Genomic DNA, 14,994 nt, shown 5'->3' with positions numbered 1-14,994 from the left:
GGTTCAGCACCGTGACGACGAGCGTGCGGCCGCCCCGGCGCGCGGCGGCCACGAGTGTGTTGCCCGCGTTGCTGGTGTAGCCGTTCTTGACGCCGATCAGGCCGGGATACGGCGCGATCCCGTCGGCGCCGGTCAGCAGCCGGTTGGTGTTCTGGATCTCGTACGCCCCACCGTTGCCCGGGAACGTGGCATCGACGGTGGAGCAGTACCGGGCGAAGTCCTCGCGGTTCAGACCGGCCCGGCCGAAGATCGCGAGGTCGTAGGCGGACGACGTCTGCCCCGGTGCGTCGTAGCCGTCGGGGGAGACGACATGGGTGTCGAGGGCGCCCAGGGCGCGGGCCTTGGCCTGCATCTGGTGGGCCGTGGTGTCCCAGCCGCCGTTCATCGAGGCCAGTACGTGCACGGCGTCGTTGCCGGAGTGCAGGAAGATTCCGCGCCACAGGTCCGTGACCTGGTACGTCTGTCCTTCCGTGACGCCGACCGTGCTGCTGCCGTCGCCGAGTCCCTCCAGTTCCCGCTCCGCGACGGTGTGCCGGATGCCGCCGGGCAGCGTGGGGAGCATGGTGAGGGCGAAGAGCGTCTTGAGGGTGCTGGCGGGCGGCAGCGGGCGGTGCGCGTCGTGCGAGGCGAGCACATCGCCGGTGCCCGCGTCGGCCACCAGCCACGACAGCGCCGACACGTTCGGGACCTCGGGTGCCCCGGCCCGTGGCCGCACCTGCGTGCCGGACCGGTACAGCGGCGGCGGCTGCAACGCCGTGGGTTTTGGGGCAGCAGGGTCGACGCCGGTGCGGGCGACGGCCGGGCCCGGCACCAGAGCGAGTGCGCCGACCACGCAGAGGGCGGAGCAGGAGCCAACCATGCGGGATGAGAATCTGATAGTCATACCGGACACCGTAGGAACGGAGACCGCCCACGCGGGGATGCCTGGGCCGGGCGGGGGGATCGAGCACCCGGATGCCGCAAGCGCCGCCTATGCGGCGGGCAGCGTCGGCTGGACCTGGCGCAGGAAGGCCGTGTTGTCCGGCGTGGCGCGCAGGCGCTCCAGGAGGGTTTCGAGGTTGGCCTGGCCGTCCCGGGTCTGCAGGGCGCGGCGCAGTCCTCGTACGGCGGCCAACTCGGCCGAAGGCAGCAGGAGTTCCTCGCGGCGGGTGCCGGACGGGGTGATGTCGACGGCCGGGTAGATCCGCTTGGCGGCCGGTGCGCGGTCGAGGCGGAGTTCCATGTTGCCCGTGCTCTTGAGCTCCTCGAAGAAGAAGTCGTCGGCGCGGGAGCCGGTCTCCACCAGGGCCGTGGCGAGGATGGTGAGCGAACCGCCCTCCTCGGCCAGGCGCGCCGCGCCGAAGAACCGCTTGGGGCCCTGGAGCGCGGCAGCGTCGACACCACCGCTGAGCGTGCGGCCTCCGGCGGCGGCCGTGTTGTTGTGCGCCCGGCACAGCCGGGTGAGCGAGTCCAGGAGGATGACGACGTCCTGGCCCTGTTCGACGAGCCGCTTGGCCCGTTCGACGACGAGTTCGGCGAGCGCGATGTGCTGCTTCGGTGCCCGGTCGAAGGTCGAGGCGTACACCTCGCCGCGCACGGACCGCCGCATGTCGGTGACTTCCTCGGGGCGCTCGTCGAGCAGCACCACCATCAGGTGGCACTCGGGGTGGTTCCCGGCGACGGCCGCGGCGATCTGCTGGAGCAGCACGGTCTTGCCGGTCTTGGGCGGGGCGACGATGAGCCCGCGCTGGCCCTTGCCGACCGGGGCGATCAGGTCGATCACCCGGGTGGACAGCCCGCCCGCGGGGTGTTCGAGCCGGATCCGTTCGCGGGGGTGCAGCGGGGTGAGGTCACGGAAGTGGGGGCGGCCGCGCAGCTGCTCGGGGGCGCGGCCGTTGACCGACGCCACCTCGGTGAGGCCGCGCTGGCCGCCGCGTACGCCTTCGACGACGTCGCCCTTGCGCAGGCCGTGACGGCGGATCAGCGCGGCGGGGACCTGGAGGTCGTTCGGAGTGGGCAGGCAGTTCCCGGTGCGCAGGTACCCCTGCCCGCCCTGTGCGATGTCGAGGACACCGGTGGCGTGGGCCGGGAGCTGCTGCTGTACGGGAGGGTGTTCGAGTGTGGTGGTCATCGGAGAGGTCCTTTCACGGACTGGGTCATGAGGTCATGCGGTCTTGAGGAAGGGGGGAGAGGCCGGAGGCGGCGTGCTCACGCCTGTGCGCGGCGGAAACACCTCGGGTGCGGCGGACGGAACGATCTGTCCGTGGCCGTGCTCAGGAGGTGGTGCTGAGAAGCTGGATCGCCGGTCGTGAAGGACGGGCGCGACAGCTGATGGAGAAGGACTGGGCACCGGCGCCGAAAGAAGGGGCGTTACACAAGTGCCATCGGCAGCGTACCACTGGATACGCGATCCAGTCCTGCAACACGGCCGAGAGCCATCTCATTCCCGCCCACGCGGCCGGTCGCGGCAGCGTTGACAGGGGAGGCGGGGCGCGCGACGGTGGTCGGCATGGTCGATGCCGGGATCGTCGAACGCGTACGAGCACTGCGACCGCTGATCCGGGAGAACGCGCTGCGCGCCGAGCGTGAGCGGCGGGTGCCGGACGAGGTCGTCGAGGCGCTGACCGGCACCGGGATCCACCGTATGAACGTGCCGCGCCGCTACGGCGGTCACCAGACTCCGCTGCGGACCCAGGTCGACGCTTTCGCCGAGATCGCCGCCGAGTGCGCTTCCACCGCGTGGATGACGCTGAGTCAGGCGGGCGTCTCGTACATCGCGGCGCTCTTCCCCGACGAGGCGCAGGACGAGTTCTTCACCGGCCCCGGCGGCCCGGACGTCAGGATCGGCGGGACGCTGATCCCCGGTGCCACGGCGGTGCCGTACGGCGGCGGCTACCGCGTCAGCGGCACCTCCGCCTTCGCCACCGGCTGCCATCACGCGGACTGGCACCTGCTGACGACCGCGGTGGCCGCCGCCGACGGACAGCTCCCGCCGGGGCCGCCGGAGATCAGGTGGGCCGCCGTCCCCATGGCCGAGCTGGAGATACTGGACGACTGGCACGTCACGGGGCTGGCCGGCAGCGGGAGCAACACGGTCGTGGCCCGTGACGTCTTCGTTCCCGCGCACCGCATGCTCGCGGTCGGGCCGATGCTCGCCGGGCGGTTCCCGTCGAAGGCCAACGCGGACGACCCCTTCTACCGTATGCCGGTACTGCTGCTGTTCTGCGCCTGGTCGGCCCCGGTGGCCCTTGGCCTGGCCCGGGCGGCGGTGGCGGAGTTCACCGAGCGCATCCACCGGCGCGGCATCACGTACACCTTCCACGAGCGGCAGAACGAAGCCACGGTCACCCATCTCCAGGTGGCCGAGGCCGAGATGAGGGTCGGCGGTGCCGAGCTGCACCTGGCCCGGCTGACCGCCGAGATCGAGGCCAAGGCCCGCGACGACCTCCCGTACACCCCGCTGGAGCGGGCGCGCATCCGGGCCGAGAGCGGTTATGTGACCCGGATCTGCCGGGAGGCCGTCGACCTGCTCGCCGCCGCGAGCGGAGCCTCCTCCCTTCACCAGGAGGTGCCCATGCAACGCATCACCCGCGACATCCACGCGCTGTGTCTGCACTCCTTCGTCAACCCCACCACCAACATGGAGATCTACGGCCGCGTGCTGTCCGGCATGGACCCGGGTACTCCCTTCCTGTGATGGCCTGAAGGGAGCGCCGGGGGCGTGTGCGCGGGGTACCGCGAGCAGGCAGACTCGTCCGTCGTACGGCCCCGACCCGACGCCGCAGTCAGGAGACCTCGTTGGACACCTCGTCCGGCACGCAGCCGCACCGCATGGACCCGGCCGGCGGCTGTCCGCACGCCGACAACGCGCGGCTGCTCGCGCGGGGCGCCGTCGCGCCGGTTCTCCTGCCCGGTGACATCGAAGGCATGGCGGTCCTCGGGCACGACGCGCTCAAGGAGTTCCTCGCGCACCCCGAAGTGGCCAAGAACGCACGGCACTTCACCGCGCTGCAAGAGGGGCGGACCGCGCCGGGGTGGCCGCTGCTGACCTTCGCCACCGTGCAGGGGATGACAACCGCCGACGGTGAGGACCACCGGCGGCTCAGATCGCTGGTGAGCAAGGCCTTCACCGCCCGCCGGGTGGAGCGACTGCGACCGTGGATAGAGGAGTTGACGTCCGCGCTGCTCGACGGTCTCGGGCGCGCGGCCGAGGAGGGCGGCCAGGTCGCCGATCTACGAGCGCACTTCGCGCTGCCCCTGCCCATGGGTGTGATCGGTGAACTGCTCGGCGTCGACGCCGAGCACCGGGACCGACTGCACCACCTGTCGAACCAGGTGGTGGCCACGGACATCGGGCCCGAGCAGGCCATCGCCGCCAACCGGGAGCTGGTGGCCGTCCTGAGCACGGTGGCCGCCGCCCGGGCCGAGCGCCCGGGCGACGACCTCACCAGTGCGCTGATCGCCGCCCGGGACGAGGGCGGCGACCGGCTCAGCCAGCAGGAACTCATCGGCACCCTGGTCCTGATGATCATCGCCGGGCACGAGACCACGCTGAACCTCATCACCAACGCCGTACGCGCGCTGTGCGGCAACCGCGACCAGCTGGAGCTGGTGCGCAAAGGAGACGCCGGCTGGCCGGACGTCGTCGAGGAGACCCTGCGCTGGGACGCCCCCGTCAGCTACTTCCCGTTCCGCTACCCGGTGCGCGATCTGACGGTCGACGGCACCGTCATCCCCGCGGGCACCCCCGTCCTGGCCGGCTACTCGGCCGCCGGACGCGACCCGGCCGCACACGGGCCGGACGCCGACCGGTTCGACGTCACCCGGCCCGCCAGGTCCGAGACCACGCGCCACCTGTCGCTCGGGCACGGCGCCCATTACTGCCTCGGCGCGCCGCTGGCCCGGATGGAGGCCACCATCGCCCTGGAGCGGCTGTTCACCCGCTTCCCCGACCTCGAACTCGCCGTCCCCGAGGCGGAACTGGCGCGCCACTCCAGCTTCGTGGGCAACAGCGTGCGGGCGCTCCCGGTGCGGCCGGGAGTCCCCCGGAGCTGATCTACCGGCCCAGGTCGAAGACGCCGTACGAGAACCCTTCAGCCTCGATGGTGCCGTTGCCGACCCGCACGCCGGACGCCTCCAGCGCGCGTGCCTCCCGCGTGGCGTCGTAGGGGCAACGCACCTCGTTGCGCTGCGGGTTGACGACCACGAGATAGCGGCCGCCCCGGACGTACACGAAGGGGTACCCCGTGTGCAGCACCTCCACCGAGCCGCCCGAGCCGAGTGCGGGGGTGCTCGCGCGCAGGGCGACGAGGCGGCGCACCAGATGGAGGAGCGAGCCGTCGTCGGCGCGCTGGGCGGCCACCGTCGGGCGGTCCGGGGACGGGTCGAGCGGCAGGTAGAGCCGGTCGGCCGGGGCCGTGGAGAAGCCCGCGCCCGGACCGTCGTCCCACTGCATCGGGGTGCGCGAGCCCGCGCGGTTGTAGCGGGGGCCCAGCACGCTGCCCTCCTTGTCGGGCAGGCCCCCGACGTAGCGCATGCCGATCTCGTCGCCGTAGTAGATCGCCGGCAGTGTCGGCCAGGTCAGCTGGAAGGCGAACGCCGCGGGGAGCTGCTCGGCCGTGCGCGGACCGCAGTTGAGGCGGGAGAAGTCGTGGTTGGCGGTGGGCAGGGAGACGAAGCCGGTGGCCCCGACGGCGTCGGAGGCCTTGCGCCACGCCTCGACGAAGGGGCGCGGCGAGCCCTTGCCGCTCGCGTCGAAGAAGCAGTCCAGCGGGTCCCAGGCCTCGTTGACCGTGCCGTCGCCGTTGCTCCACAGCGAGCGCAGGGGCAGGCCGTCCGTCGCGCCGCCGAACTGGAGGAAGAAGTCCGTGTGGAAGCCGGCCGGGACGGACACCTCGGGCTCGCCCCACTCCGACAGCAGCACCGCGTCCGGGTGAGCCGTGTCCAGCCAGTGCCGCAGCTCCGTCCAGATCCTGGCCGTCTCCGTCCTGCCGGGGTCGTCCTTGACGAGTGATGCCGCCATGTCCACGCGGAAACCGGCCAGGCCCAGACCCAGCCAGTGGTCCATGATCGTGCGCAGTGCCTCGCGGTTGGCGCGCGGGCCCGCGGCGTCGACCGGCTGTCGCCAGGGCTCGGCCGGGTTCTTGCGACCGTAGCCGAAGTTGAGAGCGGGCTGGGTGTCGAAGAAGTTCGGGAGATACGCGCCCGGACGGGTGCCGGGCGAGGTGACGAAGCCGTCCGGGCGGCCCTCGGGCGCCCAGATGTAGCGGTGGTCGTCCGGGTCGTTCGCCGAGGCCGTGAACCACGGGTGTTCGTCGGAGGTGTGACCGGCGACGAGGTCGAGAAGGACGCGGATACCTCGGCGGCCCGCCTCGTCGACCAGCTCGGCCAGGTCGTCGGCCGAGCCGTAGCGGGGCGCGACGTTCAGGTAGTCGGAGACGTCGTACCCCGCGTCGCGGAACGGGGAGACGAAGCACGGGTTGAGCCAGACGGCGGTGACGCCCAGCCACACGAGGTGGTCGAGGCGCTGGACGATCCCGTTGAAGTCGCCGATGCCGTCGCCGTCGGAATCGGCGAACGACTGCGGATAGATCTGGTAGAAGACGGCGTCGGCCAGCCATGCGGGGGCGGGACGGAACGAAGTCATGAAGCGGACCCTAGGCGAGCCCGCCCGGCGCGCGCTGCCCCTCGGCCGAAGGTGACCCCTTTCGACGCCCGCCGCTGCCGAAGGCGATCTCTTCCGGTATCTGTGCCTCCGAAGGCGAGCATCTTCGCGGCGCGTTTGCCCCTAAGCTGAGCGCGATGTTCTCACCGCACGGTCCCACCCTCCGCGAACTGGCCGTTCAGGCCCTGTCGTCCGTCGAGCACGGCTATGACCTGCTCGCACCCAAGTTCGACCACACGCCGTTCCGGACCCCGGACTCGGTCCTGGAAGCGGTCGAGGGTGCCTTGGAGCCGATGGGGCCGTTCGACCGCGGGCTCGACCTGTGCTGCGGCACCGGGGCAGGCGTCGACGTGCTGCGTACGGTGTGCCGGGAAGGCGTCACCGGGGTCGACATCAGCGCGGGGATGCTGGCGGTGGGACGGGAGCAGGCGCGGGCCGTCGGCCAGCCCGACGTCACATGGGTCCGCGGTGATGCCCGCGCGCTGCCGTTCGGCCCCGTGTTCGACCTGGTCGTGAGCTTCGGCGCCTTCGGGCACTTCCTGCCGGCCGAGCTGCCCGGTCTGTTCGCTCAGGTCCACTCCGTGCTGCGGCCCGGCGGGCGGTTCGCGTTCCCCGTCGCGGCCCCGCCGCGCCCCGCCTCGCCCTGGTACTGGGCCCTGCTGGGCTTCGACACGGCGATGCGGGTGCGCAACGCCCTGTGGCGTCCGCCGTTCGTCATGTACTACCGGGCCTTCCGCCTCGGAGACGTACGCCGGGAACTGGTGCGCGCCGGATTCCGGGTGGAGCTCGTCGCCCTGCCCGGGTTCGGACAGCGGCCCGACGGAAGCCCGCGCTGCCGGATGGTCGTGGCCACCCGGGAGAGCGGTACGGCCGGGGCGTGACGCCATGCGGGTGCGGCGCTCCCGCAATCTGCCGGATGGCCGCACCTGACCGTCCGGGCAAGGGGTACGGCGCCCCGCATGGCCGTACCCCTCACAGCACCGGCCGTGCCCTTACGTCGCGTACCTCCAGCGGTGCCGGTTCGCCCCGCCGTGGACCGCGCGCGCGACACAGGGGTCAGCCGGCCGCCGGCAGGGTGAACTCGTAGACCAGGGCGTCCAGTCGGGCATCCGCGACAAGGTCCGTGATCTCCAGTGGACGGTGATGCTGGTCGTGCACGCGCCGGGTGACCCGTACCGACGGGGGGAACTGGGTGATCGAGTCACGGTGGTGCAGCGTCAGCCCCGCCTTGCGCATCCAGTCGTACGCGCGCCACAGCTGGGCCGCCGCCGAGCCGTCCGCGCGGTCGCGGTAGCGGGCCAGCTCCGCGACCTCCGTGACCGCGACGACGGAGAACGACGTCAGGGCCGTACGCAGCCCGCTGCCGTCGGCCGCGACCGACTCGTAGCGATGTACGAGCGTCGGCCGCCGCGGAGCGAGCCCCAGGGCCAGGGCGTGCTCCGCGGGGGGTTCTTCCCAGGTGACGGTCGCCCGGCAGGGCTCCGTGGTCTGCGCGCCCACGGGGAAGGTGAGCGACGGCATGTGGGCGGCGTCGGCGCCGGGTTCGGCCGTGGCGCCGGGCAGCGTCGCGTGGCTGCCCCGGCGGTCCGTGGCGACCAGCCCGTCGCGGCGCAGCATCTGCAGGGCCTGTCGCACGGTCTCGCGGCTGACCCCGAAGTGCGTGGCCAAGTGCCGCTCGCCGGGCAGTCGTTCCCCCGGCGGAATGGTTCCGTCGCGCAGTTCGCCGAGTAGATCGTGGGCGATCCTCCAGTAGAGCGGGTCGTGGTCGGATGTGGTGGAGCGGGCCATGTCCGCGCCTCCTGGTGACAAGACGTAGTCGTGCGGGATCTTTGCGCGACCAGATCTAGCATTGGTCTAAACCACCAGGGAAGAGCGGCCGGGCAGTTCGGCCGAATCCGACCCGCGTCGCCCGGCCTGCTCGCGACGGCCTCAGAGCGCGCGGTACAGGGCGTCGACAAGCGCCATCTTCCTTGGGTCGTCGGCGATGTGCGGGCCCATGCGGTTCATCACGTACCCCAGCGAGACACCCGCCTCCGGGTCGGCGAGACCGCAGGAGCCGCCGAAGCCGTCGTGACCGAAAGCCTTCGGGTTGGGACCGTACGATCCGTTGGACCCGCTGAGCCAGAGGCCGAGGCCGATCTCCGTCTCACTCTCGAACCCGGCACCCAGCACCAGGTCACGGCAGCTGCCCTGGCCCTCGCGCACCCGCTCGGCGGCCTCGGGGGAGAGTATCGGCCGTCCGTCCCACGAGCCCCGCCCGGCGAAGATCCCGTACAGCGCGGCGACCGCGCGCGCCGTGCCGTGGCCGTTCGCCGCCGGGATCTCCGCGGCCCGCCACTGCTCGGTGTTGCCCTCGGTGGCGCCGACCACGGGGTTGAGCAGCGCGGCCAGGGCCACCGGCGCCAACTGGGAGAAGATCGCCGCCTGTTCACTGGTCGCCGCGGCCCGCGGATGCACCAGCTCCGCGGCCCGGTCCGCCTCCTTCTCCGGCAGCCCGATCGTGAAGTCGATGGCGAGCGGCCCGGTCACCTCCCGCTCCAGGAAGGCACCCGGCAGCAGCCCCGACACCCGTCGCACCACCTCGCCGACGAGGAAGCCGAACGTCATCGCGTGATAACCGGACCGCGTTCCCGGCTCCCACCAGGGCTCCTGCGCCGCAAGCCGCTGCGCGGTCAGCTCCCAGTCGTACAGCTGCTCGACGGAATGCGGCTCGCGCAGTCCCGCGAGGCCCGCGCGGTGCGACAGCAGATGCCGTACGAGGACGGACTCCTTGCCCGCCGCCGCGAACTCCGGCCAGTACGCGGCCACCGGGGCGTCGAAGTCGAGCAGCCCGCGGTCGGCCAGGATGTGCGCGCAGAGGGACGTCGGGCCCTTCGACGTCGACCACACGTTGACCAGCGTCTCCCGCTCCCAGGGGCGGGTGCGCGCCGCGTCGGCCCAGCCGCCCCACAGATCCACCACGGTCTCGCCGCCGAGCGTGACGGCCACCGCCGCCCCCAGCTCACCCCGCTCGCGGAAGTTCCCCTCGAACGCCTCGCGCACCGCCGTGAAGCGCTCGTCGCACCGGCCTTGAACCTGTGGCACCTGCTGGGACATGGGTCCTCCGTCGTCCGGGTCCGGGTGGCCCGGCCGTGGGACCGGGCGTGCTGAACGTACCGACTGGTCGGACCGGACGGAAGCCGTCGGACGCGGACGGATGTCGCGCCACCACCGGGCCGAGGCCCCAAGTCGGCCCGAGCCGGCCCGACGTCAGCCCCACGTCAGCCCCAACTCACCTCAGGAACATCGAACCGGTGGGCTCCTTGTGGCCTGTGACGGTGTGCCAGTAGTCACGGGTCTCCACGGCCAGGCCGCTCGCGTCGAAGCGTACGAAGACGCAGCCGGCGAGTGTCGAGGGCGTGCCGTCCTCCTCGGCCAGCACCCGGAACTCCGCGACCGCGAGCCCGTCGTCGCCGACGACGGGCTCGGAGAAGCGCACGTCCTGGGTCCGCTCGGCCGCGAACGACCAGCGGATGTACTCGGCGAGTGCGGCGCGGCCCCGGTGCGGCTCGCGGAACGGCATCGAGCGGTGGACGCAGTCCTCGGCGTACAGGCCGACGATCGCGTCCACGTCGTGCGCCGCCCAGGCCCGCTCCCACACCGCCACGAACCGCCGGGCCGCCTCGGCCGTCGCCGCCCGGCTCATGCTCATCGAAGACGGTCCGGCAGCCAGCGCAGCTGTGCCGCCTCCTGATAGGGGCCGCCGCCCTCGTGGTCGTTGAAGTCGTACACCTCGATCGCCTTGTCGGCGTGCGCCCACGCGTTGAAGGCGGCGAAGACGGTGGACGGCGGGCACGTCTGGTCCTCGAGGGCCGCGGAGAAGAGCGCGGGAGCGCTCCCGCGGGCGGCGAAGTGCACGCCGTCGAAGTAGGACAGCGTGCGCTGCACCTGCTCCGTGCGGCCGCGGTTCGTCTTGAGGTACCTGCCGATCTCGCGGTACGGGTCGCGGTCCGTCAGCGTCGTCGCGCGCGGGAAGTCGCACAGGAACGGCACGTCCGGCGCGACCGCGGCCAGGTCGGGGACCAGGCCGCCCACCGCGATCGTGATGCCGCCGCCCTGGCTGGTGCCGACGGCCGCGACGCGGGCGGAGTCGGTCAGGGGATGGGCCCGGGCCGCCTCCACGGCACGGACGCCGTCGGTGAACAGCCGCCGGTAGTAGTAGCTTTCGGGGTCCTCCACCCCCCGGGTCATGAATCCGGGGAAAGCGGGCCCGCTGCCCACCGGGTCGGGAGTGTCACCGCCGCCCCACGCGCTGCCCTGGCCCCGTGTGTCCATCACGAAGTGCGCGAAGCCGGCCGAGGCCCACAGCAGATGCGTGTGCGGAAGGCCGCGTCCGCCGCCGTACCCGATGAACTCCACGACCGTCGGCAGCGGCGCGTTCGCCCGGGCGGGCAGCGTCAGCCAGCCCTTCACCGGGTGACCGTCGAACCCGGCGAACGTGACGTCGTACACCTCGACCGTCTCGAGGTGCGTCTCGACCGGCTCGAAACGGGGACCGAGGTCGTACTGGCGGGCCTCCTGGAGCGTCTTGGCCCAGAAGGCGTCGAAGTCCTCGGGCTCGGCCGACGCGCTGCGATAACCGCGGAGCTGGTCGAGAGGCAGGTCGAACAGGGCCATGAGGGACCACCTTTGATGTCATGAGTGTCTGGCCATGAGCGCGGATGATCACACCGTACGGGGGCTGCCGAGGGGGCCGCCAGGCCTTGCCAGGACAGGACGGTGACCGGCTCCGGCACGGCCGTCCGGATCTGGTCGGGAAGGACCTCCGGCCGCTCGTCGCGGACGGGGAGCGCGAGATCTCCGGCGGTTGGCCGGCGATCGGTGCGGGCCGGGTCGCGGCTGCCGACGTCGCGGGAACCCGGCCCGAGACAGGCGGGAGACTCCCGGAGCCCTGCTACCGGGCGCTGACCGGGGCGCCCCGGGCGTACCCGGGCGCCGTCACGCGGTCCGCTTCCTCCACTCCGGGCCCGTACGCGCCCATTCCTCCTCCCACTCGGCCATGCGGTGCCGTTCGGCGATCCGGCGCTCGGCGATCCGGGCGAGCAGGACCAGGCCCACGACGCCGCCCGTGGTCCACACGCCCGACGTCACCGCGTGCTGCCAGACCAGGGTGTCGGTCACCGGCGGCGCGACGCTCCTGCCCCGGCCGTCCAGCCACACATCGGTCCGTTCGCCGCGCAGGGAGCCCGCCGGGACCATGGCCGGTCCGGTGCGCGCGCCCCGGCCCGGCTCGGTCCAGCGCACCTTCACCTGGTACAGCGGCTCCTTGCTGTCCTGGACGGACGGGACCGCGGCGGGAGCGTTCTCGACGAGGGTCGCGGAGACATGCCGCCGCTCGGCCCGCTGGGCCGTGGCGAGCGAGTGCGAGCTGTCGTACGCCCACCAGCCCACGGCCGCACCGGCGAGCGGCGCGGCGACGAACAGCAGCACGGCGACGACCAGGGCCGTCCACGCCTCGACGACGTCCGAGCGGCGCCGCAGCGGATTACGACGTTCATACCGGTACCGCATCCGGGTTCGCATGTCCGACCTCCTCGCCGCCTCCGCCCGGCCCGGGAAGGGGCCGAACGGAACCTGGCCCGGCAGGTACACCTCTCCCGGCGCGGTGCGCCCGACGGCAGCGCCCACAAGGGGCCTGGTGCTGATTGTCCGCCTGTACGACTGATCCGCGCACCCCGTGGAACCCGCGCATCGGTCGCGTGAGGAGAAGGAGCCCGCATGGCGAAGGATGCCCAGCACCCCGGGTGCCCCCACCGCCGCCGGGAACACCCCGGTGCGCCCTCCCCGCCGCCACAACATCCCCACGCGCCTCAGCCGTCACCACAAGCAGCACCCCGCGCGCACGCCTCGCGCACCCCGCGTGCACGCCTCCCGGAACGGTCGATCGTCGAAATCCGAAAGGCAGGAGCCATGACCTCCGGCACCCGCACCATCACCGTCGGCATCGACGGATCGCGCACCGGCCTCGACGCCGCCGACTGGGCCGCACGCGAGGCCGAACGCCGCCGACTCCCGCTGCGCCTGCTGCACGCGGGCGCCGAACCGCCCGTCCCCGCCCCCGTGCCGGACGTCGACCTGCCCGCGCGCACCGCCCTCGACCGGGCCGCGGTCCAACTGGCTTACGCGCACCCGGCGTTGGACATCATCGCCCGCCGTACCGAGACACCCGCGGTCCCGGCGCTGCTGGCGGCGGCAGCGGAGGCGGAGACGCTCGTCCTCGGCTCCCGGGGATTCACCGGATTCGCGGGATTCCTCGTGGGCTCGGTGGCCCTCGCCGTCGCGGCCCGCGCCGCGCGCCCGGTCGTGCTCGTGCGCACGGGCGAACTGGCCGAGGACGAGCGGATGCCGGCCGACGACGGCACACCGCCCGGCCGGGCCGCGTATCTGCCGGTCGTCCTCGGCCTCGACCTGGACCACCCGGCCGACCGGCTGATCGCCTACGCCTTCGAGGCGGCGGCCGTGCGCTCGGCGCCGCTGCACGTGGTGCACACCTGGACGACACTCCCGCCGACGGGACACGCGCCCGGAGCGCCGCTGCCCGGCGACGCGGCCGAGCGGGAGGAGGGCGCGCGGCGGACGCTGACGACGACGCTGCAACCCTGGCGGCACAAGTTTCCGGGGACCGACGTCCTGGAGCGGGTGATCCCCGGTCATCCCGGACACCACCTGCTCAGGGCGTCCATCCGGGCCGGGCTCCTGGTGATCGGCCGCCGTACGTCGGCACCGGGCCTGGGCCGGGCCGCCCGCTCCCTGATCCACCACGCAGGCTGTCCGGTGGCCGTGGTCCCGCACTGCTGACGGCCCCACGCGGGAGGTCAGCCGAAGCGCTCGATCCGGATACGGTGCACCGGCTGACCGGCCTCGACGAGCAGCCGCGAGGCATGCTCCGCGAACCCGTTGGAGCCGCACACATAGGCCTCCCACCCACCAGGAGGCGCCCGGTCCAGGAGCGGCGCCACATGGGCGGCCGACATACGGCCCACGGGCACCCCCGCCGCGGCGTCGCGGGTGAAGACGGGCGTGGTCTCGTCGCCGTACTCGCGGGCGTAGATCAGCTCCTGCGGGCTGCGCGCCGAGACGAGCAGCCGCAACGGCACCGTCGACCCCTGCGCCCGGTGATGGCGCACCATCGACATCAGCGGTACGACACCGGAGCCCGCGCCGATCAGCAGCGCGGGCCGGTCGCCGGGCCACGCGAAGAAGCCGCTGAGCGGACCGCGCACCTGCACCTCGTCACCGGGCTCGGCCACCGTGTGGAACCAGCCGGAGACCTCGCCGCCCTCGACATGGTCCAGCGTCAGCTCGATGTGCCCGGCGTCCTCGGGCGGCGACGCGATCGAGTAGTGCCGCTGCGCCCCGTAGCCGTCCTCGGCCGTCAGCCGCAGCATCAGGTGCTGGCCGGGCAGATGGCCCTGCCAGCCGGGCACCGCGAACCGGAAGGTGGCGGCGTGCGGCGTCTCACGGCGGATCTCGGTGAGCGTGGCGGTCTGCCAGACGGCCGCTGCCCGGTTGCTCACGGCGATCCGGCCGGGCACGGCGAACCGGGTCGGGGGTACGAAGGTCTCAGTCACCGGAGTAACGCTGCTCTTCCCAGGGGTTGCCGCGGGCGTGATAGCCGTTCTGCTCCCAGAAGCCCGGCTCGTCGTGGTCGAGGATCCTGAGGCCCGCGATCCACTTGGCGCTCTTCCAGAAGTACAGATGCGGCACGAGCAGCCGCGCCGGGCCGCCGTGCTCGGCGGGCAGCGGCCTGCCGTCGTACTCCCACGCGATCCAGGCGCGCCCCCCGGTGAGATCCGTCAGCGGCAGGTTCGTGGTGTACCCGGTGTGCGAGTAGGCGACGGCGTGGGTGGCGGTCGCGTCCGGGCGTACGAGACCCAGGAACGCGTCCAGCGACACACCCCCGAAGCGCACCCCGAACTTCGACCAGCTGGTCACGCAGTGGATGTCGCCCTCGTAGGCGGACGGCGCCAGCGCGTGCGCCGCGTCCCAGCTCCAGGTGCGCGGCTCGGCCACCAGACCGTCGATCCGGAAGGACCAGTCGGCCGCCGCCAGGTCCGGCGTGACCTCGGCGGACAGGACGGGCCAGTCGTCGCCCGCGTCGTACTGGCCGGGCGGCAGTCCGGGATGATGGACGCGCGGGCGCCCCGTGAAGCCTCGGGTGACGTTCATTGCGGGTGGTGCCTCCAGGCCGTCCGAGCGGCGGCCCGCCGGCCGGACGTGATCAGTACTTACGCATTCAACCGTACGCGGTCGGCGACGGCGCCCCCGCCCTTGTCGGACGGCCGATCGTTGCGGCCGTATGAACTCTTCGG

13 protein-coding genes and 1 pseudogene are annotated in these 14,994 nt (G+C 72.7%); 4 read left to right on the top strand and 10 right to left on the bottom strand.

The annotated features are described in order from the left end of the window. Positions 1–10 precede the first annotated feature (10 nt). Both GTY58_RS06980 and rho read right to left on the bottom strand, forming a co-directional pair. Positions 11–859 (bottom strand): annotated as a pseudogene (locus GTY58_RS06980) (D-alanyl-D-alanine carboxypeptidase); the annotation flags it as partial. 111 nt (positions 860–970) lie between these two features. Continuing rightward, the gene (gene rho, locus GTY58_RS06975; protein WP_010982748.1) at positions 971–2,110 is read right to left on the bottom strand and encodes a transcription termination factor Rho; all 1,140 of its coding nucleotides are present in this window, start codon (positions 2,108–2,110) and stop codon (positions 971–973) included. A 378-nt stretch (positions 2,111–2,488) separates the two neighbouring features. Between rho and GTY58_RS06970 the strand changes: the two genes are divergently transcribed. Together GTY58_RS06970 and GTY58_RS06965 are read left to right on the top strand one after the other, a co-directional pair. Then, positions 2,489–3,676, top strand: a complete 1,188-nt coding sequence (locus GTY58_RS06970; RefSeq protein WP_037646268.1) for a flavin-dependent monooxygenase — start codon at positions 2,489–2,491, stop codon at positions 3,674–3,676. 101 nt (positions 3,677–3,777) lie between these two features. Beyond that, positions 3,778–5,034, top strand: a complete 1,257-nt coding sequence (locus GTY58_RS06965) for a cytochrome P450 (RefSeq protein ID WP_037646055.1) — start codon at positions 3,778–3,780, stop codon at positions 5,032–5,034. Position 5,035: 1 nt separating this feature from the next. Here GTY58_RS06965 and GTY58_RS06960 read toward each other — a convergent pair whose 3' ends face one another. Then, positions 5,036–6,625, bottom strand: coding sequence for an alpha-amylase family glycosyl hydrolase (locus GTY58_RS06960; protein ID WP_010982745.1), 1,590 nt, complete (start codon positions 6,623–6,625; stop codon positions 5,036–5,038). Positions 6,626–6,780: 155 nt separating this feature from the next. Between GTY58_RS06960 and GTY58_RS06955 the strand changes: the two genes are divergently transcribed. Beyond that, the gene (locus GTY58_RS06955; RefSeq protein WP_010982744.1) at positions 6,781–7,524 is read left to right on the top strand and encodes a class I SAM-dependent methyltransferase; all 744 of its coding nucleotides are present in this window, start codon (positions 6,781–6,783) and stop codon (positions 7,522–7,524) included. Positions 7,525–7,699: 175 nt separating this feature from the next. Here GTY58_RS06955 and GTY58_RS06950 read toward each other — a convergent pair whose 3' ends face one another. From GTY58_RS06950 to GTY58_RS06930, 5 genes are all read right to left on the bottom strand, one after another. Then, positions 7,700–8,431 (bottom strand): GntR family transcriptional regulator, encoded by a 732-nt coding sequence (locus tag GTY58_RS06950; protein WP_037646056.1) that lies wholly within the window; start codon positions 8,429–8,431, stop codon positions 7,700–7,702. Between the two features lie 141 nt (positions 8,432–8,572). After that, entirely contained in the window at positions 8,573–9,739 is a 1,167-nt protein-coding gene (locus GTY58_RS06945; RefSeq protein ID WP_010982742.1) for an EstA family serine hydrolase, read from the bottom strand. A 175-nt stretch (positions 9,740–9,914) separates the two neighbouring features. After that, a complete protein-coding gene (locus tag GTY58_RS06940; RefSeq protein WP_010982741.1) occupies positions 9,915–10,334 on the bottom strand; it encodes a nuclear transport factor 2 family protein in 420 nt (139 codons plus the stop codon). Continuing rightward, positions 10,331–11,299 carry an acetylxylan esterase gene (locus GTY58_RS06935; protein ID WP_010982740.1) on the bottom strand — a complete coding sequence of 323 codons (969 nt, stop codon included), beginning with the start codon at positions 11,297–11,299 and terminating at the stop codon, positions 10,331–10,333. Before GTY58_RS06935 ends, GTY58_RS06940 begins: the two co-directional genes overlap by 4 nt. A 321-nt stretch (positions 11,300–11,620) precedes the next feature. Continuing rightward, on the bottom strand, positions 11,621–12,205 hold the full coding sequence (locus GTY58_RS06930) for a hypothetical protein (protein ID WP_037646058.1): 585 nt from the start codon (positions 12,203–12,205) through the stop codon (positions 11,621–11,623). A 387-nt stretch (positions 12,206–12,592) separates the two neighbouring features. Between GTY58_RS06930 and GTY58_RS06925 the strand changes: the two genes are divergently transcribed. Beyond that, positions 12,593–13,480, top strand: a complete 888-nt coding sequence (locus tag GTY58_RS06925) for a universal stress protein (protein ID WP_010982738.1) — start codon at positions 12,593–12,595, stop codon at positions 13,478–13,480. A gap of 17 nt (positions 13,481–13,497) precedes the next feature. Here the strand turns inward: GTY58_RS06925 and GTY58_RS06920 are convergent, their stop codons facing one another. Continuing rightward, the gene (locus GTY58_RS06920) at positions 13,498–14,253 is read right to left on the bottom strand and encodes a ferredoxin reductase (protein WP_010982737.1); all 756 of its coding nucleotides are present in this window, start codon (positions 14,251–14,253) and stop codon (positions 13,498–13,500) included. Then, positions 14,246–14,851 (bottom strand): sulfite oxidase-like oxidoreductase, encoded by a 606-nt coding sequence (locus GTY58_RS06915; protein WP_010982736.1) that lies wholly within the window; start codon positions 14,849–14,851, stop codon positions 14,246–14,248. The genes GTY58_RS06920 and GTY58_RS06915 overlap by 8 nt, the downstream gene beginning before the upstream one ends. Between the last annotated feature and the right edge of the window lie 143 nt (positions 14,852–14,994).

This window comes from Streptomyces sp. SID5469, from assembly GCF_009862865.1.
Taxonomy (GTDB): domain Bacteria; phylum Actinomycetota; class Actinomycetes; order Streptomycetales; family Streptomycetaceae; genus Streptomyces; species Streptomyces avermitilis.
The sequence above is the reverse complement of the archived record's forward strand: the minus strand, read 5'-3'. Positions and strand labels throughout refer to the sequence as shown.